The sequence below is a fragment of the Glaciibacter kafniensis genome, assembly GCF_039538945.1.
GTDB lineage: Bacteria > Actinomycetota > Actinomycetes > Actinomycetales > Microbacteriaceae > Cryobacterium > Cryobacterium kafniensis.
In genome coordinates this window covers 1-24616 of the sequence record NZ_BAABCN010000009.1, presented here as the reverse complement: position 1 = coordinate 24616, position 24616 = coordinate 1, and the positions used below count along the sequence as shown (strand labels likewise).

The following is a 24616-nucleotide window of genomic DNA, read 5'->3' as shown; positions in this document are numbered from 1 at the left end:
ACGATATTGGTTTGAATCACCCTCGAAACCGCAGAAAACTCGAACGCGGAGCAACCCAACCGTGAAGCGCCGCGTAAAACCGCGAAAATTGTCCCCCATTTTGTAACCCTAAAGGGGGCAGACGAATCCCCGCGATCGGCGTGTCTCGCGGCCCCGGGATCGCCTGCGGAGGTCCCGGGGAGCGAAAGTAGGAGAATCGCGAGTCGATCGCCGCCCGTACTGCTACGTCGTCGAGGCGATATCGGGCGCTTCGAGCCGCACCCGGTCGGCCGACTCGTCGTCGGGTTGCTCCTGCGACGCACGCTCGGCGGCGACCCGCTTGAGGTAGAACGCCACCTCGCGCTCCTCCCGCTCAGCATCCCAGCCGAGCACCCCGGCCATCAGTCGGGCGGCGACGGGCGCCGCAGAGACGCCGCGGTCCCACGCTTCGATCGAGATCCGAGTGCGCCGCGCGAGCACGTCTTCCAGGTGCAACGCCCCCTCATGGGTAGCCGCGTACACAACCTCAGCCCCGATGTAGTCATCGGCGCCCGGCAACGGATGCCCCAGGGTCGGGTCAGCCTTGATCAGGTCGAGCAGTTCGTCGGTGAGGGTGCCGTAGCGATTCAACAGGTGCTCAACGCGTGCCGTGTGCAGGCCAAAGGCGCGGGCGATCTTGCCGCGCTTGTTCCAAGCCGCCTGGTATCCCTCGGCGCCGAGCAGCGGGATGTCCTGGGTCGTCGACGGCGGAATGCGCCCGTCGAGCGCATCAACGGCTGCATCGATCGCATCCTTCGCCATCACCCGATAGGTGGTCCACTTACCGCCGGCGATCACGACGAGACCGGGAACCGAGTGGCCGACCAGGTGCTCACGCGACAGCTTGGATGTCTGGTCCGATTCGCCGGCCAGCAACGGCCGGAGGCCCGCGTAGACCCCCTCGACGTCTTCGCGGGTGAGCGGAACGCTGAGCACCGAGTTGACGTGTTCGAGCAGGTAGTCGATGTCGGCGGTCGTGGCGGCCGGATGCGCCTTGTCGAGATGCCAGTCGGTGTCGGTCGTGCCGATCAACCAGTGACGCCCCCACGGAATCACGAAGAGCACGCTCTTCTCGGTGCGGAGCAGCAGCCCCATCGCCGATTGGAACCGGTCACGCGGCACCACCAGGTGGATGCCCTTCGACGCGCGCACCTTGAACGTGCCGCGTTCGCCGACCATCCGCTGGGTGTCATCGGTCCAGACGCCGGTCGCGTTGACGACCTGCTTGGCTCGTACTTCGAAGCGTTCTCCGGTTTGCAGGTCGTGCGCCTGCACCCCGACGACACGCTCGCCAACCTTGATGAAGCCTTCGACTCGCACCCGACTGGCCACGTGGGCGCCGTAGAACGAGGCGGTGCGCACAAGCGTCGACACGTAGCGTGCGTCGTCGACCTGGGCGTCGTAGTAGGTGATGCCGCCGACCAACGCGTTGTCGGCGATGCTCGGGATGAGTTTCTTCACCTGCGTCTTCGAGAGGTGGCGGTGGTGCGGCACACCAGGCGGGCGACCGCCGGTGTACGAAAAAATGTCGTAGAGGAGCATGCCGGCGCCCACATAGGCACGCTCGGTGATGCGCTTCTTCAACGGGTAGAGAAACCGCACGGGCTTGACCAGGTGGGGCGCGATGCGCTGCAGCAGCAGGCCACGTTCGATCAGAGCCTCGCGCACCAGCCGAAAATCGAGCTGCTCGAGGTAGCGGATGCCGCCGTGCACGAGTTTCGAGGAGCGACTCGACGTGCCTGAGGCCCAGTCACGTTGCTCCAGCAAGCCGACGCTCAGGCCGCGGGTGACCGCATCCAGAGTGCTCCCGGCGCCGACGATCCCCCCGCCGACGACCAGAATGTCGAGCTCTTTGTCTTTCAGCCGGGCGAGCGCGGCGGCTCGTTCTTCAGGCCCCAGTTTTGAGGAACGTGTTACCGAGTTGCTCGTGGCCATGTGCGGACTCCCATCCAAACGGCAAGATGCTTAACCCGACGCTAGTTCACTCGGTACGGCGCGACAACTACTTCGACGCGCTGGAACTCCTTCAAGTCCGAATATCCGGTGGTGGCCATCGAACGGCGGAGCGCTCCGACGAGGTTCGCGGTGCCGTCGGCGACGGGCGCCGGGCCGTACAGAATCTCCTCGAGCGGTGCGACGGTTCCAACCTCGACACGCTTGCCACGGGGCAACTGCGAGTGGTGAGCCTCAGCTCCCCAGTGGAACCCGCCACCGGGAGCGTCGGTCGCCCGCGCCAGAGTCGAGCCGAGCATGACGGCGTCGGCGCCACAGGCGATGGCCTTGACGATGTCGCCCGACGTTCCGAGGCCACCGTCGGCGATGACGTGCACGTAACGACCGCCCGACTCGTCCATGTAGTCGCGACGCGCGCCGGCGACATCCGCCACAGCGGTCGCCATCGGGGCGTGGATGCCGAGGGTCGCGCGGGTGGTCGACGCCGCGCCGCCGCCGAAGCCGACGAGCACGCCGGCCGCACCGGTGCGCATGAGGTGGAGGGCCGCAGTGTAGGTCGCGGCGCCACCGACGATGACGGGAACGTCGAGCTCGTAGATGAACTTCTTGAGGTTCAACGGCTCCTGGTTCTGCGACACGTGCTCGGCAGACACCGTGGTGCCACGGATGACGAAGAGGTCGACGCCGGCGGCGACAACGGTTTCGTAGAGTTCTTGGGTACGCTGCGGCGAGAGGGCGCCGGCGACGGTGACGCCGGCCGCGCGGATCTCGGCCAGGCGTGCGGTGACGAGTTCTGGCTTGATCGGGGCGGAGTACATCTCCTGCATCCGCGCCGTCGCCTTGTCGGCGGGCAACGTGCGGATCTCGGCGAGCAGCGGCTCAGGGTTGTCATACCGGGTCCAGAGACCCTCGAGGTCGAGAACGCCGACTCCGCCGAGCTGGCCCATCATGATGGCCGTCGTCGGCGAGACGACGGAGTCCATCGGAGCCGCCAGGATCGGGATGGCGAACTGGTAGGCGTCAATCGACCAGCTGACCGAGACATCCTCGGGGTCGCGGGTGCGACGGCTGGGAACGATCGCGATGTCGTCGAAGGCGTAAACCCGACGAGCGCGCTTGGAACGGCCGATTTCAATCTCCATAGTCACCCAACCAGTCTAGGGCGTGCGCTCGCCGCTCCCTCCGGCGGCAGGTTCGTCGCCCGCTACTCCCCGCGAACCTGCAGTGGTCGGGGCCTCAGCGCGCGTGAAGCTCCGACAACGGCAGTTTCGCGCATCTGTTCGCTCGACGTGGAGTGAGCAATGCGGCACGATGAAACCATGGACGTCATCGCAGATCCCCTGTCCCTGTTGCGCCGGCGCACGAGCGAGAAATGGCGCACCTACGGCGACGATGTCTTGCCGCTCTTCGTTGCCGAGATGGACTACCCCCTCGCCGAGCCAATCAAGCGTGTCCTGCACGAGGCCATCGATCGCAGCGATTCCGGCTATGTCGCCGAGCGGAATGGATTCGCGGATGCCTTCGCCGGGTTCGCCCTCGGCCGCTGGCAGTGGTCGGTCGACCCGGCACACGTCACGACCACCACCGACGTCAGCGTCGCCATCGTCGAGAGTCTGCGTCAGGTGATTGTGCCGGGCGACACCGTGGTGATCAATCCGCCGATCTACCCGCCGTTCTTCGATCTGATTCCCGAGGCCGGCGGAATGGTGCACGAGGTTCCGTTGCTGCTGAGCGAGACCGGCTGGAGCCTGGAACTCGACGGACTGGAGCAAGCCTTCGCAGCCGGTGCGCGTGCCTACCTGCTCTGCAATCCACACAACCCCCTCGGGCATCCGCACAGCGTCGAGGATCTCAGCGCCGTCGCCCTGCTGGCCGCGCAATACGACGTGACGGTGATCAGCGACGAGGTTCACGCCCCGCTCACGCACACCGACGGCACGTTCACGCCGTTCCTCTCGGTGTCACCAGAGGCCGCCGAATTCGGCATCTGTGTGACCGCGGCGAGCAAGGCCTGGAATCTCGCCGGTTTGAAATGTGCGGCAATCATCACAGCATCGGCACGGATGCGCGCCGCTCTCGACGGGCTCCCCGAAGAGGTGCTGTGGCGAACCAGCCAGCTCGGCTTGATCGCTGGAATCGCCGCGTTCAGCGAGAGCGAACCGTGGCTCGACGGAGCAATTGCGGCGATCCAGTCGAATCGTGTGTTGCTCGCGGGCCTGCTCGACGCCGAGTTGCCTGGCGCCGGCTACGACCAGCCGAAGGCCAGCTACCTGGCCTGGCTCGACTTTCGTCAGCTCGGCTGGGGTGAAGACCCGTCGGTGACGGCGCTGCAGCGGGCGAAGGTCGCGCTGAACCCCGGCCCGACGTTCGGCGCAGAAGGTGCAGGTTTCGTGAGGCTCAACTTCGCGTGCTCGCCCGAGGTACTCGCCGAAGCGATCTCACGCTTGGCCGCGGTCGAGTAGTTCGGTCCATCCGGTCGCCGCGCGCCCACACACGCGCCATCCGTGTTCGCGAGTTGTCACAGATGGCCCCTTCGATCGAGTTCACGGGGCCATCTGTGACAACTCGCGTGCGCGAACACACGGATGCGATGCCCGGGTCCACCGGTCGGCTCACGCGAACGAGAGGTGAGCCCACAACCGACAATCGCCGTTTCTGCCGAGCGTCGCCCGGAGAACGGGAACACTCGGCAGAAACGGCGATTCTCGCGCGTACGGTGCCGTTACCGACGGTAGTTCGGCGCCTCAACCACAATCTGCACGTCGTGCGGGTGCGACTCCTTCAGGCCAGCCGACGTGATCCGCACGAACTTGCCCTTCTGCTTGAGCTCCTCGATGGTGCGCGCCCCGACGTAGAACATTGACTGACGCAGGCCGCCGATGAGCTGGTAGGCCACGGCAGCCACGGGGCCGCGGTACGGAACCTGGCCTTCGATGCCTTCGGGGATCAGCTTCTCGTCGCTCGGAACATCCGACTGGAAGTAGCGGTCCTTCGAGTACGACGTCTTCGAGCCGCGAGTCTGCAGCGCGCCGAGCGAACCCATGCCGCGGTAGGCCTTGAACTGCTTGCCGCCGACGAAGACCAGTTCACCCGGGCTTTCGTCGGTGCCGGCGAGGAGCGAACCGAGCATGACGGTGTCGGCACCGGCGACGAGCGCCTTGGCGATGTCGCCAGAGTATTGCAGGCCACCGTCGGCGATGACCGGGATGCCGGCTTCGCGCGCAGCGAGTGACGCCTGGTAGACGGCGGTGATCTGGGGAACTCCGACACCGGCGACGATGCGCGTGGTGCAGATGGAGCCGGGACCGACGCCCACCTTGATGGCGTCAGCACCGGCGTCGATGAGAGCCTGGGCTCCGGAACGCGTCGCCACGTTGCCGCCGATCACGTCGACACCGTTGAAAGCCGAGTCACTCTTGAGCTTGCGGATGATCTCGAGCACCCCGGCGCTGTCGCCATTGGCGGTGTCGACGACGAGCACGTCGACTCCGGCATCGAGCAGGCGGCTGGCACGCTGCCAGGCGTCGCCGAAGAAGCCGATGGCCGCACCGACGCGCAGGCGCCCGGCGTCATCCTTCGTCGCGAAGGGGTATTCCTCGCTCTTGTCGAAGTCCTTGACCGTGATCAGACCGGTGAGCTTGCCCGCGTCATCCACCAGCGGAAGCTTCTCGATCTTGTGCTTGGCGAAGATCGCCACGGCATCCATCGGTGCCATGCCGACCTTGCCCGTGATCAGCGGCGATGTCGTCATGACCTCGCGCACGAGGGTGGTGTGCTTCTTGGTCTCAGAGACGAAACGCATGTCGCGGTTCGTGATGATGCCGACCAGGATGCCCTTGGAGTCGATGACCGGAAGGCCACTGACCCGGAACTGGCCGCAGATGGCGTCGACCTCGGCCACTGTGGCGTCTGGCGTGGTGGTGACCGGGTTCGTGATCATGCCGGATTCGCTGCGCTTGACGAGGTCGACCTGTTCAGCCTGGTCTTCGATCGAGAGGTTGCGGTGCAGGATGCCGAGGCCGCCTTCACGTGCCATGGCGATCGCCATGCGCGTCTCGGTCACGGTGTCCATGGCGCTCGACAGCAGCGGCGTCGCGACGTTGATCCGTCGGGTCAGGCGCGACGTGGTCTCGGCCTCACTCGGAATCACATCTGTATGCCCCGGAAGAAGCAGGACATCGTCGTAGGTAAGACCAATGAAACCGAACGGATCTGGCTGATCCATGTCACCCCTTTGCGTATGCAGGAAATAGAGAAAAGTTGACTGGGAGCGATCGATGATCCCGATTCTTCAATGTTAAGCGAGATTACGCCACGCGCATTCCCTCTTCCTGCCGTCCGCCTAGCCAACGCCCAGGTAGGCCTCCTTGATCGCCGGGTTTGCGAGCAGCTCCCGGCCGGTTCCACTGTGGGTGATCGCCCCGGTTTCCAGCACGAATCCCCGGTGGGCTTTGGACAGCGCCTGGGTGGCGTTCTGCTCGACCAAGAGAATCGTCGTGCCCTGCGCGTTGATCTCTGCGATGATCCTGAAAATCTGCTTGATGAATTGCGGGGCGAGCCCCATCGACGGTTCGTCGAGCAGCAGCAGTCGCGGCGCGCTCATCAGCGCCCGCCCGATCGCCAGCATCTGCTGTTCGCCTCCCGACATGGTTCCGCCGAACTGCGTCTTGCGTTCGGCAAGTCGCGGAAACAGCGAGAACACCCGCTCGTAGTCGGCAGCCATCCCCGAGCGGTCGGCGCGGCCGAACGCGCCCATGTCGAGGTTTTCGAGCACTGTCATGCCCGGAAAAATCCCCCGGCCTTCCGGCGCCTGTGAGATCCCGCGCACCACGCGCAGGTGAGCCTTCAACTTCGTGATGTCGTCACCGTCGAAGCTGATCGATCCCCTCGACGGGTTCAGCAGCCCGGAGATGGTCTTCATCGTCGTCGATTTGCCTGCGCCGTTCGCACCGATCAGCGAGACGATTTCGCCCTCTTCGACCGAGAAGGACATGTCGTGGATCGCTTCGATGCGGCCGTAGTGAACGCTGACATTCTTCAGTTCAAGCAGGCTCATCGTCTGGCTCCCCCAGGTAGGCGGCAACAACCCGCGGATCATTGCGAATGGCAACCGGCGTATCGTCGGCAAGTTTCTTGCCGAACTCCAGTACCACGATGCGGTCGGTGACCCCCATCACGAGCCTCATATCGTGTTCGATCAACAGCACCGTGTAGCCGTCAGCCCTGATCCGACGGATGAGCACCATCAGTTCTTCTTTTTCTGCCGGGTTGAACCCGGCAGCGGGTTCGTCGAGGCAGAGCACCTTGGGATCGGTGGCGAGCGCCCTGGCAATCTCCAAACGGCGCTGGTGCCCGTAGGGCAGATGCCTGGACAGGGTGCCGGCATGGTCGGCGATCCCGACGAACTCGAGAAGCGCCATCCCCCGTTCGACGGCCGACTTCTCTTCGCGAGTGTGCCGTGGAAGCCGCAGCAGCGCACCGATCACACTCGTCCTGTGCCGGGCATCGAGCCCGACCACCACGTTTTCGAGAGCGGTCATCTCGCCGAACAAGCGGATGTTCTGAAACGTGCGGGCGAGGCCGCGCCGGGTGATCTTGTGCTGCTTCACTCCCTTGAGCGATTCTCCCTCGAGCAGCACGTCGCCGCTGGTGGGTTTGTACACGCCGGTCATCGCGTTGAAGCAGGTGGTCTTGCCTGCACCGTTCGGACCGATCAAGCCGAGGATCTCACCGCGTTTGATGTTGAACGACACGTCGTCGAGCGCGACGAGCCCGCCGAACTTCATCGTGAGATTCTTGATCTCCATGATGTTGTCGCCGACCTCGACCGCGATCTCGCGGTCGGGCGCCACGGCCTCAGCGACCTCGGGAGCGACGTCGGCGAGCTCCGGCGGCGTGGCAGAGACAGCAGCAGTCGAATCGCTCATGATGCTTCTCCTTCCGGCGCCGATGGGGCCGGGGCGTCAGGCGGCGATGCTTTCGACGCCGTTCTTCGAGCGATCTTGTGATACGCATTTCTGCCATAGGCCAACAGCCTCTGGCGGGCCGGGATCAGTCCCTGCGGGCGGAAGATCATGATGATGATCAGTGCAACCCCGAAGATCAAATACTTGTAGTCGGCGATGGCGGTGAAGCGGAGCGGGATATAGGCGACGAGCGCGCCACCCAGAACGGCACCGACCTTGTTGCCGGCACCACCGAGCACCACTGCCGCGACGAACAGGATCGAGGTTTGCACGTCGAACTTCTGGTTGTTCACGAAGCCGACCTGGCCGGCGAAGATCGCGCCGGAGAGCCCACCGACCGCCGCCCCGATTGCGAAGGCCCAGACCTTGTATTTGAAGGTCGGAACACCCATGATCTCGGCGGCATCTTCGTCTTCGCGGATGGCAATCCACGAGCGGCCCACCCGGCTGCGCTCGAGGTTACCGGCCAGCAACATCACGATGATGATGATCGTCAGAGTCATCCAGTACCAGGGCGTGCCGTTGGAGTTCGTGAAGATCGGTTGGCCGTCGGCAGTCTCTCCGGGCGGGTGACCGACGTTCTGAAAACCGACCTGTCCCTTCAGCGCCGGGATGATCGTGGCCAGAATGCGCACAATCTCACCGAAGCCGAGAGTCACGATCGCCAGGTAGTCGCCGCGCAGACGCAGCGTTGGAATACCGAGCACCACGCCGAAGAACATGGCGACCGCCATGGCAACCGGCAGCGTCCAGAGATACGGAATGTGCAGGTAGGGCGAGTCGGGGCTGGTCAGCATGGCCGCGGTATAGGAGCCGACCGCAAAAAATGCGACATAGCCGAGGTCGAGCAGACCCGCGTAACCGATCACGACGTTCAGACCGACGGCGATCAGGGCGAAGCTGGCCATGCTGAAACAGGCCAACGGCCAGTCGTTGCCGGGTTCGGTGGTGAGCAGCGGAATGTTGAAGACCGGCAGCAGGTAGGCCAGCCCGACAACGATGAGCAGCCAGAGCCACTGCACCTGACGCGGAAGCAGGTTCCAGCGGTCACGCAGCGGTTGCGTCCAGCGGCCCTTTTTCTTCGTCTGCGATTCGGCATCGATATTTTCGCGCTCGGATTCGGCGTCGGGCAAAATTTTCGGCCCGTCAATGAAACTCATGCTCTGCTCCGTCCGAGTGAGGTCCCGAGGATTCCCTCGGGTTTGACGAGCAACACCAGAACCAGAACCACGAAGGCGACGACATCCGTCCATTGCGAGTTGCCGAGCAGAATTTGGCCGTAGTTGCCGATCAGCCCGAGCAAGAACCCACCGAGGAGCGCACCGCGCACGTTGCCGATCCCGCCGAGAACCGCAGCCGCGAAGGCCTTGATTCCCAGGATGAACCCGCCGGTGTACAGCACCCCTGATGGAATCAGCATCACGTAGAAGAGGGCGCCGACGCCGGCGACGGCGCCGCCGATCAGAAAGGTGACGACGATGATCCGCTGCTTGTCGACGCCCATCAGCGTCGCCACGTCGGGGTTCTGCGCCACGGCACGGATGCCGCGTCCGGTGCGGGACGTTCGGATGAACTGGTCGACGAGGATCATCGTGAGAAGGGCCGCGATCACGATGATGATCTGTTGACTGTTGATGATCGTGCCGAAGACATCAAAGACCGGCACTGGCACGAACATGGTGACGGCCGGCTCCGGGTTGCCGCCGCGGATGAGGAAGATCGTGTACTGGATCGCGAAGGAGGCGCCGATCGCAGTGATCAGAAAGGCCAGGCGCGGGGCGTTGCGCTTGCGCAACGGTCGATAGGCGACCCGCTCGACGATGTAGGCGGTGGCCGCCGCCACGAGCATCGCGACCAGCAACGCCAATAGCAGGTCGAGGATGATCAGCCAGATGGGCAAGTTCGGAGCGTTGGGCCCGAAGCCGAGCGTTGTCAGCACCAACACGACGCCGTAGCAGCCCATGATGAAGACCTCGGAATGGGCGAAGTTGATGAGGTTGAGTACGCCGTAGACGAGTGTGTATCCCACTGCGACAAGTCCGTAGATGGCCCCGAAGGTGAGGCCGTCGAAGGTGGCGCTCCAAAAGTTTTGAATCAGCGACGGGACATCGAAAGAGATCCAACCGTTGTCGAGCACGGGGTGAAGTACAAGAGCGAGCATTCAGATATCCGCTTCTAAAACTGCCTGAGACGCCACTGTCTCAGGGGACACGCAACGATGATTCGAGAATGCCGCAGGGGCGCTGACTGCACGCCCCTACGGCACTATTCGATCGGCGCTATCCGATGACCCCCGTCAGAACGATCTTTCCGTCGAGCACCCGGTAGCCGTAGACGGCCGGCGTCGCGAGCTCACCGGTGGAGTCCCACTTGTAGTGCTTGCTCAGACCGTCGGCGTCGTAGCCGGTGACCCACTTGAGAAGGTCGGGGCGGGTGATGTTGCCCTGGCCGATTCCGGAAAGCAGAACCGTCGCGGCGTCGTAACCCTCAATGGAGTAGGTTCCCGGTTCCATGCTGAAGGCCGCGCTGTATGCCTTCTGGAATTCGGGGATCAGCTCACCGGGCGTGCAGGGGCAGGTGAAGTACGCGTTCTCTGACGCGTCACCGGCCAGCTTGATGAACTGGTCGTCCTTCACACCATCCGGTGCGACGAAGGTTCCGGTGAAGCCCTTGGCAACCAGCTGCTGGTCGAACGGTGCACCCTCTGCGTAGTAACCCGAGTAGTAAACGGCGTCGGGCTTGGCGTTCATGATCTTGGAGATCGTGGCCGAGAAGTCCTTCTGGCCGGTGATCACCTTGTCGCTGCCGACGAGGGCATCGCCCAACGCCTCCGTCGTCGTGGTGCCGAGGCCGATACCGTAGTCCGAGTCATCCTGAACGAGATACACGGTCTTGGCCTTCAACGGGCCGGTCATGAACGAGGCTGCTGCCGGTCCCTGAACTGCGTCGTTGCCCAGGCCACGGAAGAAGGTCTTCCAGCCGTTCTTGGTCAGGTCGGGGTTCGTGGCCGATGGTGTGATGTGCACCAGGCCGGCCTGCTCGAAGATGTTTCCTGTCGCCTTCGACTCGCCGGAGAACGGGAGGCCGATGACGCCGATGATGGACTCCGTGTTGACGGCCTGAGTCACAGGGCCCGTTGCCTTGTTCGGGTCACCTTCCGTGTCGAACTTGGTGAAGTTGACCTGACAACCGGGGTTCGCCGCGTTGTGCTGGTCGATGGCGAGCTGCACGCCGTTGTAGATGTTGATGCCGAGCTGAGCGTTGGGACCGGTCTCCGCGCCGATATAGGCGATGTCGAGTCCGGCCGGACAGGTGGCCTTGCCATCCCCGGCGGGGAGAACTGCGTTGGCCGGAACCTCAACGGATGTTGCCGCGGGAAGATTCACTCTGCCGCTCGCCGCTGCGGTCGTGGCTCCGCCGGTTGTCGGCTGATTTGCACAACCCGCCAGCACGAGGCCGGCTGCTGCTGCTAGGGCGAAACTTGCTAGGACTTTCTTTCGTAACATGTGATTCTGCCTCTCGACCTGAATGCGCTACGGTCCGCAACGTTGCGGGCCCTACCTCGAATGTGTGACTGAGCATACAAGCATCCGAGTTTCACTCATGAGGTATTTAAGAGCATTTTTGATAACGATCAGCGCATGGTGTTCGCGCTGGGGCCGATACCTGACTCCTCTGTGGGGCTGAGAATTGGGGCTGAGAAGCCCGCGCACCGCGTCGCAAGGCAGAGCGATGGAGGAGTCAGGTCCGCCTAGATGAGTTCGAGCACCGCTCGACGGTTGCGTCGCGCACCGACGAAGCCATCGACAGTCAGAATGAGCAGCGCGAGCCAGACCAACGAGAAACCGGCCCACCGCTCTGGCGACATCGGTTCGTGCAGAATCAGCACACCGACGAAGAACTGGATGATCGGGCCGAGATACTGAATGAAGCCCATGTAGATCAGTGGCAGTCGGCGTGAGGCTGCGGCAAAGAACAGCAACGGAACCGCTGTGACAACTCCGGCGGCGAGCAGCAGCGTCGTGTGCCAGCCACTGATCGTGCCGATTGTCAGCCCGGCCGTCATGCCAACGATCACGAGTTGCACAATGGCGATCGGCAGCAGCCACAGCGTCTCCATCGTGAGCCCGGCGACGGCGTCGACCGTGTTGCCGACCCGCTTCTTGATGTAACCGTAGAGCCCGAACGAGAAGGCGAGGGTGAGTGCGATCCACGGCACGCTGCCGGCGCTGACGGCCAGAACAACCACCGCGACGAGGCTGGCCCCGACGGCGATCCATTGGGCGAGCCGCAGACGTTCGCGCAAGAAGAACACGCCGAGAAACACGGTGACGATGGGATTGATGAAGTAGCCCAGTGAGGCTTCGACGACCTGCCCGCTCAGTGTGCTGTAGACGTAGGTTTGCCAATTGACATAGATCAGCACGCCGGCGACGGCCATGGTGAGCGAGATGCGCGGACGGGCCATCAGCCGGAAAAACGACTTGAACTTGCGGGTGACGGCGAGGAGCAGCGCGCAGAAGACCAGCGAGAAGACGATGCGCCATGCCACGACCTCGAAGGCGCCGGCCGGGGCGAGCGCGAGAAAGAAGAGCGGCAGAAAGCCCCAGATGAGATAGGAGGCAATGGCGAAGATCAGGCCGGATCGACTGGTGCCAGTGGCTTTCCGAGTCGCCGCAGGCGCCTGCGCGGAGGGGCTGATGCGTGGTTCGTCGTTAAGCTGTGGCCCGTTGGAAATTGACACGTCTAGATTCTACGCTCTGTATACAATATTCAAATCCCCCTCGAGCGCGTCAGGACGACAAAAGACCCGGCTGGCCGAAGCCATCCGGGTCTTTCGAAGTGAGCTGAGACTAGCGAACGACGACAGCCAGCACGTCGCGAGCCGACAGTACGAGCAGGTCGTCGCCGTCGAACTTGACTTCGGTTCCACCGTACTTGGAGTAGATCACCTTGTCGCCGACAGCGATGTCGAGGGGGATGCGGTTTCCGTTGTCATCGACACGGCCGGGGCCGACAGCGATAACTTCGCCCTCCTGGGGCTTCTCCTTGGCGGAGTCAGGAATGACAAGACCAGAAGCAGTTGTCTGCTCGGCGTCGACCTGCTTGATGACGATGCGATCCTCGAGCGGCTTGATGGAGACCGACACGGTTGACCTCTTTCTTGTTTCTTGACAAAGATTCGGTTAGCAGACTCACGTCGAGAGTGCTAACTCGAGTTTAGGGCGAACCTGGCACTCACGCAACGTGAGTGCCAGCGATGTGTCCTGTCGTGACGTCGCGAGGCATCCGTTTGCCTGTCATCGCTCCCCCATTCGACGGAGATTTTCAGCGTCGCGGCGGTGCAACCGCGTGTTCTGGCGGCGCGGAATGAGACGCGCGCCAGAATCTCCGTCGAATGGGAGCTGACAGACAGCCTTGGTAGATTTGCGGGATGGATCGCGCTGAGCTCGTCGAGTTGTTGTCACCCGAGGGATTGCGTCTTCTCGATTCCCTCCCTCCCTACGATGCGGCACTCGATGTCGTGAAAATGGTGGGCGACCTGCGCAAGGCCGGCCACCCGCCCGCGCTCGTCTCCGCCGTGCTCACTCAGTCGAAACTGCGGGCGAAGGCCGTGCCGAAGTTCGGGGAGTTCGCCAGCCGCATGCTCTTCACCGAGGCCGGACTCGAACAAGCCACCCGGCTGCAGGTGGCTGCGCTGCACGCCGGCCGATTCGTCACAGCGGGGCTCCACCGCGTCGCCGATCTCGGCTCGGGAATCGGTGGGGACGCCATGGCCATGGCCGCGCTGGACCTGGCCGTCACCGCTGTCGATGCCGACGAGGTCACCGCGACGATGGCCAGCTTCAACCTGGCTCCCTTCCCTGGCGCGTCGGTTGAGCACTGCGATGCCGAAGACTTCGATCTGACCGGTTTCGATGCCGCCTGGCTCGACCCCGCCCGGCGCACCGCCGGACACGGCAACACGTCACGTCTGCGCGCAGAGGACTACTCCCCCTCGCTCGATTTCGTCTTCGCCCTGGCGAAGCGCCTGCCGATCGGGGTCAAGCTCGGCCCCGGCCACGATCGTGATCAGATTCCGGCGGAAGCCGAGGCGCAATGGATTTCGGTGAACGGGTCGCTCGTCGAGATGGGCCTCTGGTTCGGCGCACTCGCGCGCGACGGCATCCGTCGCTCTGCACTGCTGTTGCGAGCGGATGGCCCCGCCGAGTTGACAGCGGAGGCTGACAGCGAAGATGCACAGGTGCGCGAACTCGGCAGCTACGTCTATGAGCCGGACGGCGCGGTGATTCGCGCCAGACTGATTGGCGATCTGGCCAGGCAGCTTGACGCGGGAATGCTGTCGGATGGCATCGCCTACCTTACGTCTGACGCCGTCACGCCGACACCGTTCGCGAGCGCTTTCCGGGTGCTCGAGGTGCTCCCGTTCGATGAGAAGAAGCTGCGCCTGGCACTTCAGGAGCGCAAAATCGGCACTTTGGAGATCAAGAAGCGCGGCGTCGACGTCGATCCGGCGGCACTCCGCACCCGGTTGAAGCTCAAGGGCAGCGGCTCCGGCACGCTCATTGTGACCCGGATGGCCGGGCACCGGGTCTCACTGCTGGTCGAGCGCGTCGCGTAACCGTCACCCATCCGTCCGGCGATTCCCCGGCGCGCGGGTCGGATGCCGCGGCGCGGGTTGGCCCCCACCGGCGTAGCGGCATCCGACCCGCGCAGCGGCATTCCGCCCGAAACTGAGCGGACACCGGACCGGCATTCGACCCGCGCGACGCATTGCACCGCAGCTACGCCGACGTCAGGGAATCCATTGCCGCGGAGATGATGGCGATCCAGATGCCGACGAAAACGAGCCCCGTCAGTCCGAGGGCCAGACTGTAGCCCCAGCGCGGCGTGGCGAGACGCTCGGTACTGCGCGCCCAGAGCGCGAGCACAATCGCAAGAAACGACAGGGGCGCTCCCCACACCCCGAAGATGGCGATCACGAGTCCGGCGGATCCGCAGACGAGCGCTGCAACCGACACTCCTCGACGCGACTCGATCGTCTGCAGCTCGGCGTCGGTGTAGACGTAGGGCACCCACTCGGTGGGAGCGGTGAACGTGGATTCGTAGTCAAGCTGCCCGGTAATCGCTGCCGGTTCTCGCGTGAAGTCACCCACGGAGGCGCCGGCTCCCGGCTGCTGCCCGTGACGTGCGCCGTTCATCGTTCACCTTCTTTCGGTGTGTGCCCGCTCTGCAGCGGTGTCTAGTAGATGTAGTTTGACGAGCCGAAGCCCGCCGCGAAGATCAGTATCCAGATCAGGATGCTGCCGAGCGCCAACACGATACCGACGAATCCGGTGATGATGCCGGTCAGCCAGAACCCCTTCGCCTTCGGTTCCTTCTTCTTTCCCAGGAAGCCCAGGATGACTGCGGCAGCGGGGATGAACAGGCCGAGAACGCCGCCGACGATGGGGATGAAAGCGATCACCGGGAACCCGATCAATCCGATGATGCCGGCAACCAGCGAGATGATGCTGAGCACGGGCTGTTTGACAGCGGGACCTGTCGCGTAGGGCGCGTAGACCGAGGTTCCCGGCGACGGCACCGGCGGAGCGGGCGGAACACTGGCGTTCGGAGCACCCGCCGGTGGGGCACCGTAGACCGGCGGCGGGCTGCCGTAGGCGGGCGGCTGGCTGACCGGAGCGGAGGAATCGGGCGGCGTCGCCGGTGGCGTCGTCGGAGCACCGGCGCCTGCCGGAGGCACTGGTGGGGCGGCGGCCGGAGCAGCCGGAGCAGCCGGTGGAGCGACAGGTGCCACCGGGGTGGCCTCGACCGGCGGTACTGCCGGCGTTGGCTCGGCCGGCGTTGACTCCTCGGCCGGCGGGTCGGCCGGCGGGTCGGCCGGCGGGTCGGCCGGCGGGTCGGCGGGCGGGTCGGCGGGCGGGTCGGCCGGCGTCACGCTGTCCACCGGCACGCCGAGTGCCGGCGACGCCTCGGCCACCGTGGCATCGAGCGGGAACGGCATGTCCGGAACATCGGGCGCCTGTGGAATATCAGGTACCTCTGGCACCTGCGGCACGTCAGGAACCTGCGGCACGTCAGGAACCTCGGGGATCCTCGGACCGTTCGGCGTGTTCGGATCGCTCATGAGAGTTCGTTCCTTTCACTTTCCGTCTGTCATCGACTGCCGTCGGCAGCCACTGCTAGGAGGTGCTGTATTGCTCGGGGTGGGAGAGCACGTAAATGATGAAGGGGATCATCACGATGAGCACGATGAGTCCGGCGACAAACGACACGTAGCCGAGAACGAGGCCGGCGATGGCGAGTCCCCGCCCTTTCTCACCCGTGCGCTTGATCTGGCTGAGTGCGATGTGCCCGGTGATGATGGCAACCAGGCTGACGAAGAAGGCAGACACCAACGAGACGATGGCCAGCACGTTGTATTTCTCTTCGGCGACCGGAGCGCCGTACTGCGGAGCTCCATACTGCGGAGCGCCGTAGGGTGCGGAGCCGGCGGGCTGCTGGCCGTATCCGGGCTGCGGGGCCGGCGGATAGGCGTCGGCTGCGGGCGGTGCCGGCACGTACTGTGGTGCGGCACTCGGCGGGGTTGACCCAACGCCATCGTTCGGGGGAACTGCCGGCAGGTTAGGGTCGGTCATCCGATGAACTCCTTCAATCGATGCAGCGGCGCCGAGGTGACACCCGTCTCGGGGTACCCGGCGTCGCAGACGCCTCTCCCCCACGCGTCAGAATACCGCTAATCACCGCCGAACGGGCATTATGACCGGCTAGGACGCCTGAATCTCGGAGACAGGGAGGGTGGAGTCCGCGCCGAACTCCAGCGACGAGGGTGCGTGGCCAGCCATGATGAGTTGGGCGCCCAGCGCGGCGATCATCGCCCCATTGTCGGTGCAGAGTGAAAGCGGGGGGATGCGCAGCGCGATACCGGCGGCATCCGTGCGTTGCTTGGCAACCTCACGCAATCGGGCGTTCGCGATCACGCCGCCTCCCAGCAGCAGGCGCGGCACGTCGTGGTCATGGCAGGCCGCGACCGCTTTGGTCAGCAGCACATCGACGACCGCCTCACGAAAACTCGCGGCGACGTCTGCGATGGGAACCTCTTCACCGGCATCCTGGCGGGCTTCCACCCAGCGGGCGACGGCCGTCTTGAGCCCGGAGAACGAGAAGTCGTAGCGGTGCTTCGCCATGTCCTTCGGCAGGCTCAGCCCGCGCGGAAACCTGATCGCTTTCGGGTTTCCGTCGACGGCGACCCGGTCGATCTGCGGGCCACCTGGATAGGGCAAGCCGAGCACTCTGGCAACCTTGTCGAACGCTTCGCCCGCCGCGTCATCAATCGTCTCGCCGAGCAGCTCGACATCGGAAACGAGGTCACGCACGAGCAGCAACGAGGTATGCCCGCCGGAGACCAGCAGAGCGATCGTCGGGTATTCGAGCGGTTCGGAGCCGGCCAGCGCCGGACCGGCCGGAGCGCTCTGATCGGGATGCGCGGCATCCGCCGCCGGAACATGCAGAAGGTCGGCGCCGACGTGACCGACCAGGTGGTTGACGGCATAGATCGGTTTGCCGAGCGCGACGGCGAGTGCCTTGGCCGCCCCGACGCCGACCATCAACGCGCCGGCGAGGCCGGGGCCGTTGGTCACCGCAATCGCGTCGAGGTCGGCGAGACGGATGCCGGCTTCGGCGACCGCCGCCTCGATCGAGGGGATCATCTCTTCGAGGTGTGCACGCGCGGCGACCTCAGGCACGACGCCCCCATAACGGGCGTGCTGGTCCATCGACGAGGCGATCGTGTTCGAGAGCAGGGTTGTTCCCCGCACGATTCCGATGCCCGTCTCGTCGCAGGAACTCTCGATGCCGAGAACAAGCGGGTTGTCCCGATTCATGCTGATGCCTTTGGGGTCGAAGTGTCGGAGTTGGGGCTGTAGTTCGTGACGGATGCGGCGTCATCTGTAACGGAGGTTGCGGCGCCGGCTGCAGCGGAGGACGCAGCATTGCCGTCGGCGCCTGATTCGGCAAGCTGCGTGCGCGGCTCCGGTATCTGCAGGCGCATCACGATCGCGTCGACGTTGTCGGGTTGGTAGTAGCCGCGCCGCACGCCGAGTTCTTCGAAACCGAGCCGGAGGTAGAGGCGCTGCGCCGTCGGATTGTCGGCACGCACTTCCAAGAAGATCTCACGGGACCCGCGTTTGTGCGCCTCGGTGATCAGAGCCTGCATCAGGGTGCGACCGAGCCCCTGGCCGCGCGCCGACTCGGCCACGCCAATGGTCTGGATGTCGCCCTGCGAGGCACCCTTCGGGGCCAGCAGCCCGGCATAGGCCTCAATGCGGTGCGGTTCATCCGGCGGAAACGCGACGAGGTAGTAGCAACTCGGGTCGGCGATGTCCCTGGCCATCATGGTCGGCGACCAGGCATCATTCTCGAACAGCGCCGTCTCGAGCACCATGATGGCGTCAACGTCGTCAACCGTCGCGCGGCGCAGCTGCCACACCATCAGCTGACTCGTTTCGGACCGGCAGAAAGGGTGACGTCTGGCGAGCGCAAGTAGAGCGGTTCGTCGGCCGCGAATGGTTTACCGCTCGCCCACGAGAGCTCGGCGACCATGCCCAGGTCACCGGCAGAAACGGTGGCGGCGTCGAAGCGGGGCACGTCGATGTACTCCCAGGTCGGCTCCAGCAGTTCCGCCGGCTTAGCCAGGTGAGGCTGCCCGATGCGCAGGGGCAGTCCAGCGTCGTCGGCGCCGCTGTAGACACACCAGTAGACCTCGCGGCGGCGGGCATCCGTGACAACGACGAGCGGCCCCGTTTCACCCGCCTGGTAGCGCCCGTAGGCGATGGCGTCGTGGCTGACAAGCGGCACGAACGGTGTGCCGGCTCCGAGGGCGAAGACCCGCGCCGTGGCGATGCCGACTCGCAGCCCGGTGAAGGGCCCAGGCCCCATGCCTCCGACCACACCGGACAGTTCAGACACCGCGACTCCCGCTTCGCGCAGGCACTCGTCGATCAGTGTTCCGACGACCTCGGCGTGGCGCATAGTGTCGGGAATGCCGCGCTCGGCGAGCACACCACGGTCGCGGTCGACGACGGCAACGCTCGTGCCGGCTGAGGTATCAATGGCAAGTAGCACGGTGTTCAGCCTATTCGTTTCTGACGGATGCTCTCCGCGCGTGCACACGCCAGGTCGCGCCGGGCGCCACGAGGGTCGAACACCGCGACGCCCCGTCAACTCAACCGGCGTAGCGGTTTTCAACCCGCGTATCGGCGTTCAGCGCGCCGTCGTCTGCGCGCCGTCGTCAGCTCGCGGGCGCAAACGACGCTAGGGCCGGGCCAACGGGTGCGAGACCTCGAAACCGGGGGCATCGACCCAGCGGGGGCCGTGAGCCGTGATGGTGACGATGCGCGGCTCGTCGAGGTCGAGCACCTCGATTGCGCCGTCGGCCGCTGCGGCGGCGGCGGCGGCGGTGGCGGTGGCCCCGAGCGGCGCATCCGTCGGCGGCACTGCCTGCGATGCCCCCAGCGGACGTTCGATCTCGATGTCGAGCCACGAGTCGGTGATCCCGTCGAGCAGACCGCGCCCCCACTCGATCACGACGATCGAGTGGGCGAAATCGATGTCGAGGTCGTCCAACTCCAGTGCGCTCGACAGCCGGTACGCGTCGACGTGCACGAGGGGCGGGCCACCGATGAGACTCGGATGCGTGCGGGCGAGCACGAAGGTCGGGCTGGTGACCGCGCCGCGCACGCCGAGCCCCTCGCCGAGGCCGCGCGTCAGGGTGGTTTTTCCTGCTCCGAGCGGGCCGGTCAGCACGATCAAATCGCCGGCGGTCAGTCCCCTGGCGAGGTCAAGACCGAAGGCGTGCATCGCTTCGGCGTCGGGGATCGTCAGCTTCACTGTTGTGCGTCCACCTCGGTCGAGGGGCCGCCCCGGTAGCTGCGCGTGACGCGATGGCCGATCCGGGTGACGATCTCGTAGTTCACGCTGAGTGCGGCATCCGCCCAGTCGGTGGCGCTCGGCACGCCACTGGCCGGGTCCCCGAACAGCACGACCTCGTCGCCGACCTCAGCCGTGTCCTGCCCGAGGTTCACGACGAACTGGTCCATTGCGATCCGGCCAACGACCGGATAGCGCGAGGTGCCCATCTGCACCTCGGCTCGCCCCGAAGACTGCCGGGGAATGCCGTCGGCGTAGCCGAGCGGAACGAGAGCCAACGTCGAGTCGACCTGCGCCCGCCAGGTGTAGTCGTATGACACCCCTGCGCCGGCCGCCACGCGGCGCACCGCAGCGATCTGCCCGCGTACGCTCATCGCCGGGATGAGTCCGAGGTCTTTGGAGTCGGCGTCATCGAAGGGCGAGAGACCGTAGATTGCAATGCCCAGTCGCACCATCGAATAGCGTGATTCGGGCACGCGCAGAGCGCCGGCTGTTGCGGCCAGGTGAATGAGCTCCGGAGCCAGTCCCGCCGCTCGGGCCGAGGCAATACCTCTGTCGAAGCATGCGATCGACTCCGCGTCGTCGGCCGGAGAGGTATTGGAGAGGTGGCTCATGATTCCGCGCACGTGCACACGGCCTTCTCGTTCGAGCACCGCAGCACGGGCGAACAGCTCGGCCCACTCGTCCGGCGCTGCGCCGTTGCGGCTGAGACCGGTCTCGAGCTTCAGCTGCACGGCGGCGCTGCGTCCGAGTAGCGCTGCCGCATCGGCGGCCCGGTCAAGTTGCGCGAGTGACGACAGGCCAAGGTCGATCTCTGCCGCGATGGCAGCCGCGAAGTCGGCGTCGGGCCCGTGCAGCCACGCAAGAATCGGAGCAACGATTGCGGCGCGACGAAGCTCGAGCCCCTCCTGGATGTCGGCAACACCGAGCCAGCGTGCGCCGGCGGCCAACGCGGTGCGCGCCACCGGAACGGCGCCGTGCCCGTAGGCGTTCGCCTTGACCACGGCAAGAACCAGCGGTCCGCCGTCTGGCCCGCCCACCACCTGCGCTAGGTGACGGATGTTTGCGGCGATGGCGTCGAGATCGACCACCGCTTCTCTGAACTGAGTCATGCGCTTCCTTCTGCGACAACGAAGGCGCACGCCACCCCGGCATCGTGGGTCATCGTGAGGTGCAGACTCGTGATTCCCCGCCGGGTGAGCACGGCCTGGGCACTGCCGTGCAGCACGAAGCCCGGGTTGCCGAGCGCGTCGGGAACGATCTCCATGTCTTGCCACGACACACCCGCGCTGTCGCCGAGGGCTTTGATCAGCGCTTCTTTCGCTGCGAACCGCGCGGCGAGGGAGTTCACCGACAATCCGCGTTCGCTCTCAGCGAACAAGCGAGGGATGAGCTTCGGCGTTCGTTCGACCTGGCGGGCGAAGCGCGCCAGGTCGACGATGTCGACGCCAATTCCCTTGATCATTGAATCCGCGAAACCGCGACTATTCGACAGTCACTGATTTGGCGAGGTTGCGCGGCTGGTCGACATCCAGTCCCTTCGCCACGGCGAGCTCCATCGCGAAAAGCTGCAGCGGCACGACGGCCAGCAGCGGCTCGAACAACGGTGCGGCCAGCGGAATGTGAATGACGGTGTCGGCGAATGGCAGCACCGCGGCATCCCCGAGCTCGGCGATGGCGATGATGCGCGCCCCGCGGGCACGGATCTCCTGAATGTTCGAGACGACCTTGGGGTGCAGATGCGCGGATCCGCGCGGACTCGGCACCACGACGAACACGGGTTGGCCCGGTTCAATCAGGGCAATCGGACCGTGCTTGAGCTCGCCGGCGGCAAATCCCTCGGCGTGGATGTAGGCAAGCTCCTTGAGCTTCAAGGCGCCTTCGAGCGCGATCGGGAAGCCGACGTGACGCCCCAGAAAGAGCACGGCACGCGTGTCGCTCATCCAGGTGGCGAGCTGTTTCACCGCGGGACCCTGCAGCAGCACCGTGGCGATTTTGTCGGGGATCGCCTGCAGCTCGGCGGCCTGTTCGGCCAGCTCTGCCACGGTCAAGCTTCCGCGCACGCGGGCGAAGTGCAAGGCGAAGAGGTAGAGCGCCGTGATCTGGGCGACGAATGCCTTCGTCGACGCCACCGCAACCTCTGGTCCGGCGTGTGTGTAGATGACGGCATCCGACTCGCGCGGAATCGTCGCGCCCTGGGTGTTGCAGATCGAGATGGCCTTGGCGCCCTCGGCGCGGGCGTACTTGACGGCCATCAGCGTGTCCATGGTCTCGCCCGACTGACTGATCGACACGACGAGGGTGTCGTCGGTGAGAATGGGCTCGCGGTAGCGGAACTCGTGGCTGAGTTCGACGTCGACGGGCACGCGCGCCCACTTCTCGATCGCATACTTCGCGACCTGGCCGGCGTACGACGCGGTGCCGCAGGCGACGATCACGATGCGATTGATGCCGGCGAGCACGTCGTCGCCGAACGCCGTCAGTTCGGGAATCGCGACGACGCCGTCGACGATGCGCCCGCGGAGAGTGTTGGCCACGGCGTCGGGCTGCTCAGAGACTTCCTTGGCCATGAAGCTTGACCAGCCGCCCTTGTCGGAGGCCGAGGCATCCCACGCGATCTCGAATTCCTCGACCTCGACCGGCACACCGGCGAAGTCCGTGACACTCACGAGCTCGGGGGTGATGGTGACGATCTGGTCTTGACCGATCGCCACAGCGCGACGGGTGTACTCGACGAACGCCGCGACATCCGAGCCGAGGAAGTTCTCGCCATCGCCGAGGCCGATCACGAGCGGCGAGTTGCGCCGGGCACCGACGACGACGCCCGGCTGGTCCTGGTGCACGGCGAGAAGAGTGAAGGCGCCGTCGAGGCGACCGACGATGGCGCGGAACGCCTCCCCCAGGTCACCGGTGCGCTGGTATTCACGACCGAGCAGCACGGCGGCGACCTCGGTGTCGGTTTCGCTCGCGAAAGTGAATCCTTCGGCGAGAAGTTCATCGCGCAGCGGGGCGAAGTTCTCGATGATGCCGTTGTGAATGAGCGCGAGCTTGCCGTTGTCACCGAGGTGCGGGTGAGCGTTCTGATCGGTCGGCCCACCGTGGGTCGCCCAGCGCGTGTGCCCGATGCCGGTGGATCCCTCGTTGATGGGATGGGCGGCCAATTCGTTGGTCAGAGCGACGAGCTTGCCGGATCGCTTCGCGGTGTTCAGCCGACCGGCGGCATCGATCACGGCGATCCCTGCGGAGTCGTAGCCGCGGTACTCAAGGCGCCGCAGTCCTCCCATCAGGACCTCGATGCTCTTGTTGTCTCCGACATATCCCACGATTCCGCACATGCGCTTGATTTTAGTCGGACTAAGCTTGGGGGAATGTCCGAGCAGGGTGCGAGCGCAGCGAACCACTCGCACGTGACCCCCTTTGTCGAGTTGTCCCGCGCCGACTGGGCTGCCCTCGCCCCCACCACGCATCTCCCGCTCAAGGAGACCGAGCTGGTGCAGCTGCGCGGGCTGGGTGAGCCGCTCAACCTCGACGAGGTGACGGATGTCTACCTCCCGGTCAGTCGCCTCCTGAACCTCTATGCCGCCGGCGCCCGCCAGCTGCACCGGCAGACCAGCGACTTTCTCGGCGAACGGGCGCAGCGCACGCCGTTTGTGATCGGTGTGGCCGGTTCTGTGGCCGTCGGCAAGTCGACGATCGCCCGGCTGCTGCGTGAGCTGCTCGCCCGCTGGGAAGACACCCCGCGGGTCGAATTGGTGACCACCGACGGTTTTCTGTTCTCGAATGCCGAGCTGGCCCGGCGCGGTCTCATGGAGCGCAAAGGCTTTCCGGAGTCGTATGACCGCCGCGCGCTCCTGCGCTTCGTCAGCGCGATCAAGAGCGGCGCCACCGAGGTGCGCTCACCGTTCTACTCCCATCTCAGCTACGACATCGTTCCCGACGCCCAGATCGTCGTTCGCCAGCCCGATGTGCTCATTGTTGAAGGGCTGAACGTTCTCCAGCCTCCCGGGCAGGGGCACGGCCTCGCCGTCAGCGACCTCTTCGACTTCACCGTCTATGTCGACGCCCGCACGCGTGACATCGCCCGGTGGTATGAAGAGCGCTTCTTGAAGTTGCAGCGCGGGGCGTTCAGCAACCCGAAATCCTATTTCCACCGCTACTCCACCCTCAGCGAGGAGGAGGCGAGAGCGAAAGCGCAAGACATCTGGGGCCGCATCAACGAGCCCAACCTGTTGCACAACATCCGCCCCACCCGGTCGCGCGCGACCCTGGTGCTGCGTAAGGACTCGGATCACGCCGTGTCGAAGGTGCTTCTGCGCAAGGTCTGAGCCGACTGCTTCGCACCCGTTGGTCGAGCTTGACTCGTTCCGTTGGTCGAGCTTGTCACGTTCCGTTGGTCGAGCTTGTCTCGTTCCGTCGGTCGAGCTTGTCGAAACCGCGTGAGCCGATCTCCAAATGCTGGTCGAAGGGCCGCGGCGCGGGTCGGGTGCCGCCGCGCTGGCTGGCCCCAACGCGCGCAGCGGCACCCCACACGCGCGTCACCAATTCGGTGGTCGAGCCTGTTGGGACCCGTCGGTCGAGCCCGGTGACCTGGCCGACGGGCCCGACCGCCGGCATCCGTCTACCTGACCGGTACATAAAGCATGTAAAGGAGGAGATTCTGCAACACGCCGAGCAAACCAGCCTGGGCCGACCCAGGGATTCCGGTCAGTGTCCTGTGGATAGATTTTCTATGCTGCCATAGGTCGAAGCTC

23 protein-coding genes are annotated in these 24616 nt (G+C 65.1%); 3 read left to right on the top strand and 20 right to left on the bottom strand.

The features are described from left to right. Positions 1–222 precede the first annotated feature (222 nt). Together ABD791_RS14305 and ABD791_RS14300 are read right to left on the bottom strand one after the other, a co-directional pair. Positions 223–1953, bottom strand: coding sequence for a glycerol-3-phosphate dehydrogenase/oxidase (locus ABD791_RS14305; RefSeq protein WP_345067925.1), 1731 nt, complete (start codon positions 1951–1953; stop codon positions 223–225). A gap of 41 nt (positions 1954–1994) precedes the next feature. Further along, the gene (locus ABD791_RS14300; protein WP_345067973.1) at positions 1995–3113 is read right to left on the bottom strand and encodes a GuaB3 family IMP dehydrogenase-related protein; all 1119 of its coding nucleotides are present in this window, start codon (positions 3111–3113) and stop codon (positions 1995–1997) included. A 177-nt stretch (positions 3114–3290) separates the two neighbouring features. Between ABD791_RS14300 and ABD791_RS14295 the strand changes: the two genes are divergently transcribed. Next, positions 3291–4433 (top strand): MalY/PatB family protein, encoded by a 1143-nt coding sequence (locus ABD791_RS14295; RefSeq protein ID WP_345067923.1) that lies wholly within the window; start codon positions 3291–3293, stop codon positions 4431–4433. Positions 4434–4693: 260 nt separating this feature from the next. Here the strand turns inward: ABD791_RS14295 and guaB are convergent, their stop codons facing one another. The 8 genes from guaB to groES all read right to left on the bottom strand — a co-directional run bounded on the left by guaB (position 4694) and on the right by groES (position 13087). After that, positions 4694–6196 carry an IMP dehydrogenase gene (gene guaB / locus ABD791_RS14290; protein WP_345067921.1) on the bottom strand — a complete coding sequence of 501 codons (1503 nt, stop codon included), beginning with the start codon at positions 6194–6196 and terminating at the stop codon, positions 4694–4696. Positions 6197–6313: 117 nt separating this feature from the next. Next, positions 6314–7027 (bottom strand): ABC transporter ATP-binding protein, encoded by a 714-nt coding sequence (locus ABD791_RS14285; protein ID WP_345067919.1) that lies wholly within the window; start codon positions 7025–7027, stop codon positions 6314–6316. Next, positions 7014–7898, bottom strand: coding sequence for an ABC transporter ATP-binding protein (locus ABD791_RS14280; protein ID WP_345067917.1), 885 nt, complete (start codon positions 7896–7898; stop codon positions 7014–7016). Before ABD791_RS14280 ends, ABD791_RS14285 begins: the two co-directional genes overlap by 14 nt. Further along, complete coding sequence (locus tag ABD791_RS14275) at positions 7895–9097, bottom strand: branched-chain amino acid ABC transporter permease (RefSeq protein ID WP_345067916.1); 1203 nt, start codon at positions 9095–9097, stop codon at positions 7895–7897. Before ABD791_RS14275 ends, ABD791_RS14280 begins: the two co-directional genes overlap by 4 nt. Then, positions 9094–10098 carry a branched-chain amino acid ABC transporter permease gene (locus ABD791_RS14270; RefSeq protein ID WP_345067914.1) on the bottom strand — a complete coding sequence of 335 codons (1005 nt, stop codon included), beginning with the start codon at positions 10096–10098 and terminating at the stop codon, positions 9094–9096. The genes ABD791_RS14275 and ABD791_RS14270 overlap by 4 nt, the downstream gene beginning before the upstream one ends. 118 nt (positions 10099–10216) lie before the next feature. Next, the gene (locus tag ABD791_RS14265) at positions 10217–11443 is read right to left on the bottom strand and encodes a branched-chain amino acid ABC transporter substrate-binding protein (RefSeq protein ID WP_345067912.1); all 1227 of its coding nucleotides are present in this window, start codon (positions 11441–11443) and stop codon (positions 10217–10219) included. 245 nt (positions 11444–11688) lie between these two features. After that, on the bottom strand, positions 11689–12639 hold the full coding sequence (gene rarD / locus ABD791_RS14260; protein WP_345067971.1) for an EamA family transporter RarD: 951 nt from the start codon (positions 12637–12639) through the stop codon (positions 11689–11691). A 151-nt stretch (positions 12640–12790) separates the two neighbouring features. After that, the gene (gene groES / locus ABD791_RS14255) at positions 12791–13087 is read right to left on the bottom strand and encodes a co-chaperone GroES (protein ID WP_345067910.1); all 297 of its coding nucleotides are present in this window, start codon (positions 13085–13087) and stop codon (positions 12791–12793) included. 284 nt (positions 13088–13371) lie between these two features. Here groES and ABD791_RS14250 point away from each other — a divergent pair, with 284 nt between their 5' ends. After that, positions 13372–14559 carry a class I SAM-dependent methyltransferase gene (locus tag ABD791_RS14250; protein ID WP_345067908.1) on the top strand — a complete coding sequence of 396 codons (1188 nt, stop codon included), beginning with the start codon at positions 13372–13374 and terminating at the stop codon, positions 14557–14559. 163 nt (positions 14560–14722) lie between these two features. On the opposite strand, the gene ABD791_RS14245 is transcribed toward ABD791_RS14250, so the two are convergent. The 10 genes from ABD791_RS14245 to glmS all read right to left on the bottom strand — a co-directional run bounded on the left by ABD791_RS14245 (position 14723) and on the right by glmS (position 23200). Continuing rightward, positions 14723–15139 (bottom strand): hypothetical protein, encoded by a 417-nt coding sequence (locus ABD791_RS14245; RefSeq protein WP_345067906.1) that lies wholly within the window; start codon positions 15137–15139, stop codon positions 14723–14725. 41 nt (positions 15140–15180) lie between these two features. Beyond that, positions 15181–16065, bottom strand: coding sequence for a DUF4190 domain-containing protein (locus ABD791_RS14240; RefSeq protein WP_345067904.1), 885 nt, complete (start codon positions 16063–16065; stop codon positions 15181–15183). Between the two features lie 55 nt (positions 16066–16120). Continuing rightward, a complete protein-coding gene (locus ABD791_RS14235; RefSeq protein WP_345067902.1) occupies positions 16121–16576 on the bottom strand; it encodes a DUF4190 domain-containing protein in 456 nt (151 codons plus the stop codon). A gap of 129 nt (positions 16577–16705) precedes the next feature. After that, positions 16706–17821 (bottom strand): tRNA (adenosine(37)-N6)-threonylcarbamoyltransferase complex transferase subunit TsaD, encoded by a 1116-nt coding sequence (gene tsaD, locus ABD791_RS14230; protein WP_345067900.1) that lies wholly within the window; start codon positions 17819–17821, stop codon positions 16706–16708. Then, positions 17818–18429, bottom strand: a complete 612-nt coding sequence (gene rimI / locus ABD791_RS14225; RefSeq protein WP_345067899.1) for a ribosomal protein S18-alanine N-acetyltransferase — start codon at positions 18427–18429, stop codon at positions 17818–17820. Before rimI ends, tsaD begins: the two co-directional genes overlap by 4 nt. Beyond that, on the bottom strand, positions 18429–19061 hold the full coding sequence (tsaB, locus tag ABD791_RS14220) for a tRNA (adenosine(37)-N6)-threonylcarbamoyltransferase complex dimerization subunit type 1 TsaB (protein WP_345067897.1): 633 nt from the start codon (positions 19059–19061) through the stop codon (positions 18429–18431). The genes rimI and tsaB overlap by 1 nt, the downstream gene beginning before the upstream one ends. Positions 19062–19250: 189 nt before the next feature. Further along, positions 19251–19796 carry a tRNA (adenosine(37)-N6)-threonylcarbamoyltransferase complex ATPase subunit type 1 TsaE gene (gene tsaE, locus ABD791_RS14215; protein WP_425562257.1) on the bottom strand — a complete coding sequence of 182 codons (546 nt, stop codon included), beginning with the start codon at positions 19794–19796 and terminating at the stop codon, positions 19251–19253. 26 nt (positions 19797–19822) lie between these two features. Further along, positions 19823–20977 carry an alanine racemase gene (alr, locus tag ABD791_RS14210; RefSeq protein ID WP_345067893.1) on the bottom strand — a complete coding sequence of 385 codons (1155 nt, stop codon included), beginning with the start codon at positions 20975–20977 and terminating at the stop codon, positions 19823–19825. Next, positions 20974–21330 (bottom strand): holo-ACP synthase, encoded by a 357-nt coding sequence (locus ABD791_RS14205; protein ID WP_345067891.1) that lies wholly within the window; start codon positions 21328–21330, stop codon positions 20974–20976. The genes alr and ABD791_RS14205 overlap by 4 nt, the downstream gene beginning before the upstream one ends. A gap of 19 nt (positions 21331–21349) precedes the next feature. Then, a complete protein-coding gene (gene glmS / locus ABD791_RS14200; protein ID WP_345067889.1) occupies positions 21350–23200 on the bottom strand; it encodes a glutamine--fructose-6-phosphate transaminase (isomerizing) in 1851 nt (616 codons plus the stop codon). 33 nt (positions 23201–23233) lie between these two features. Between glmS and coaA the strand changes: the two genes are divergently transcribed. Then, positions 23234–24190 (top strand): type I pantothenate kinase, encoded by a 957-nt coding sequence (gene coaA / locus ABD791_RS14195; RefSeq protein WP_345067888.1) that lies wholly within the window; start codon positions 23234–23236, stop codon positions 24188–24190. The last annotated feature ends 426 nt before the right edge of the window (positions 24191–24616 follow it).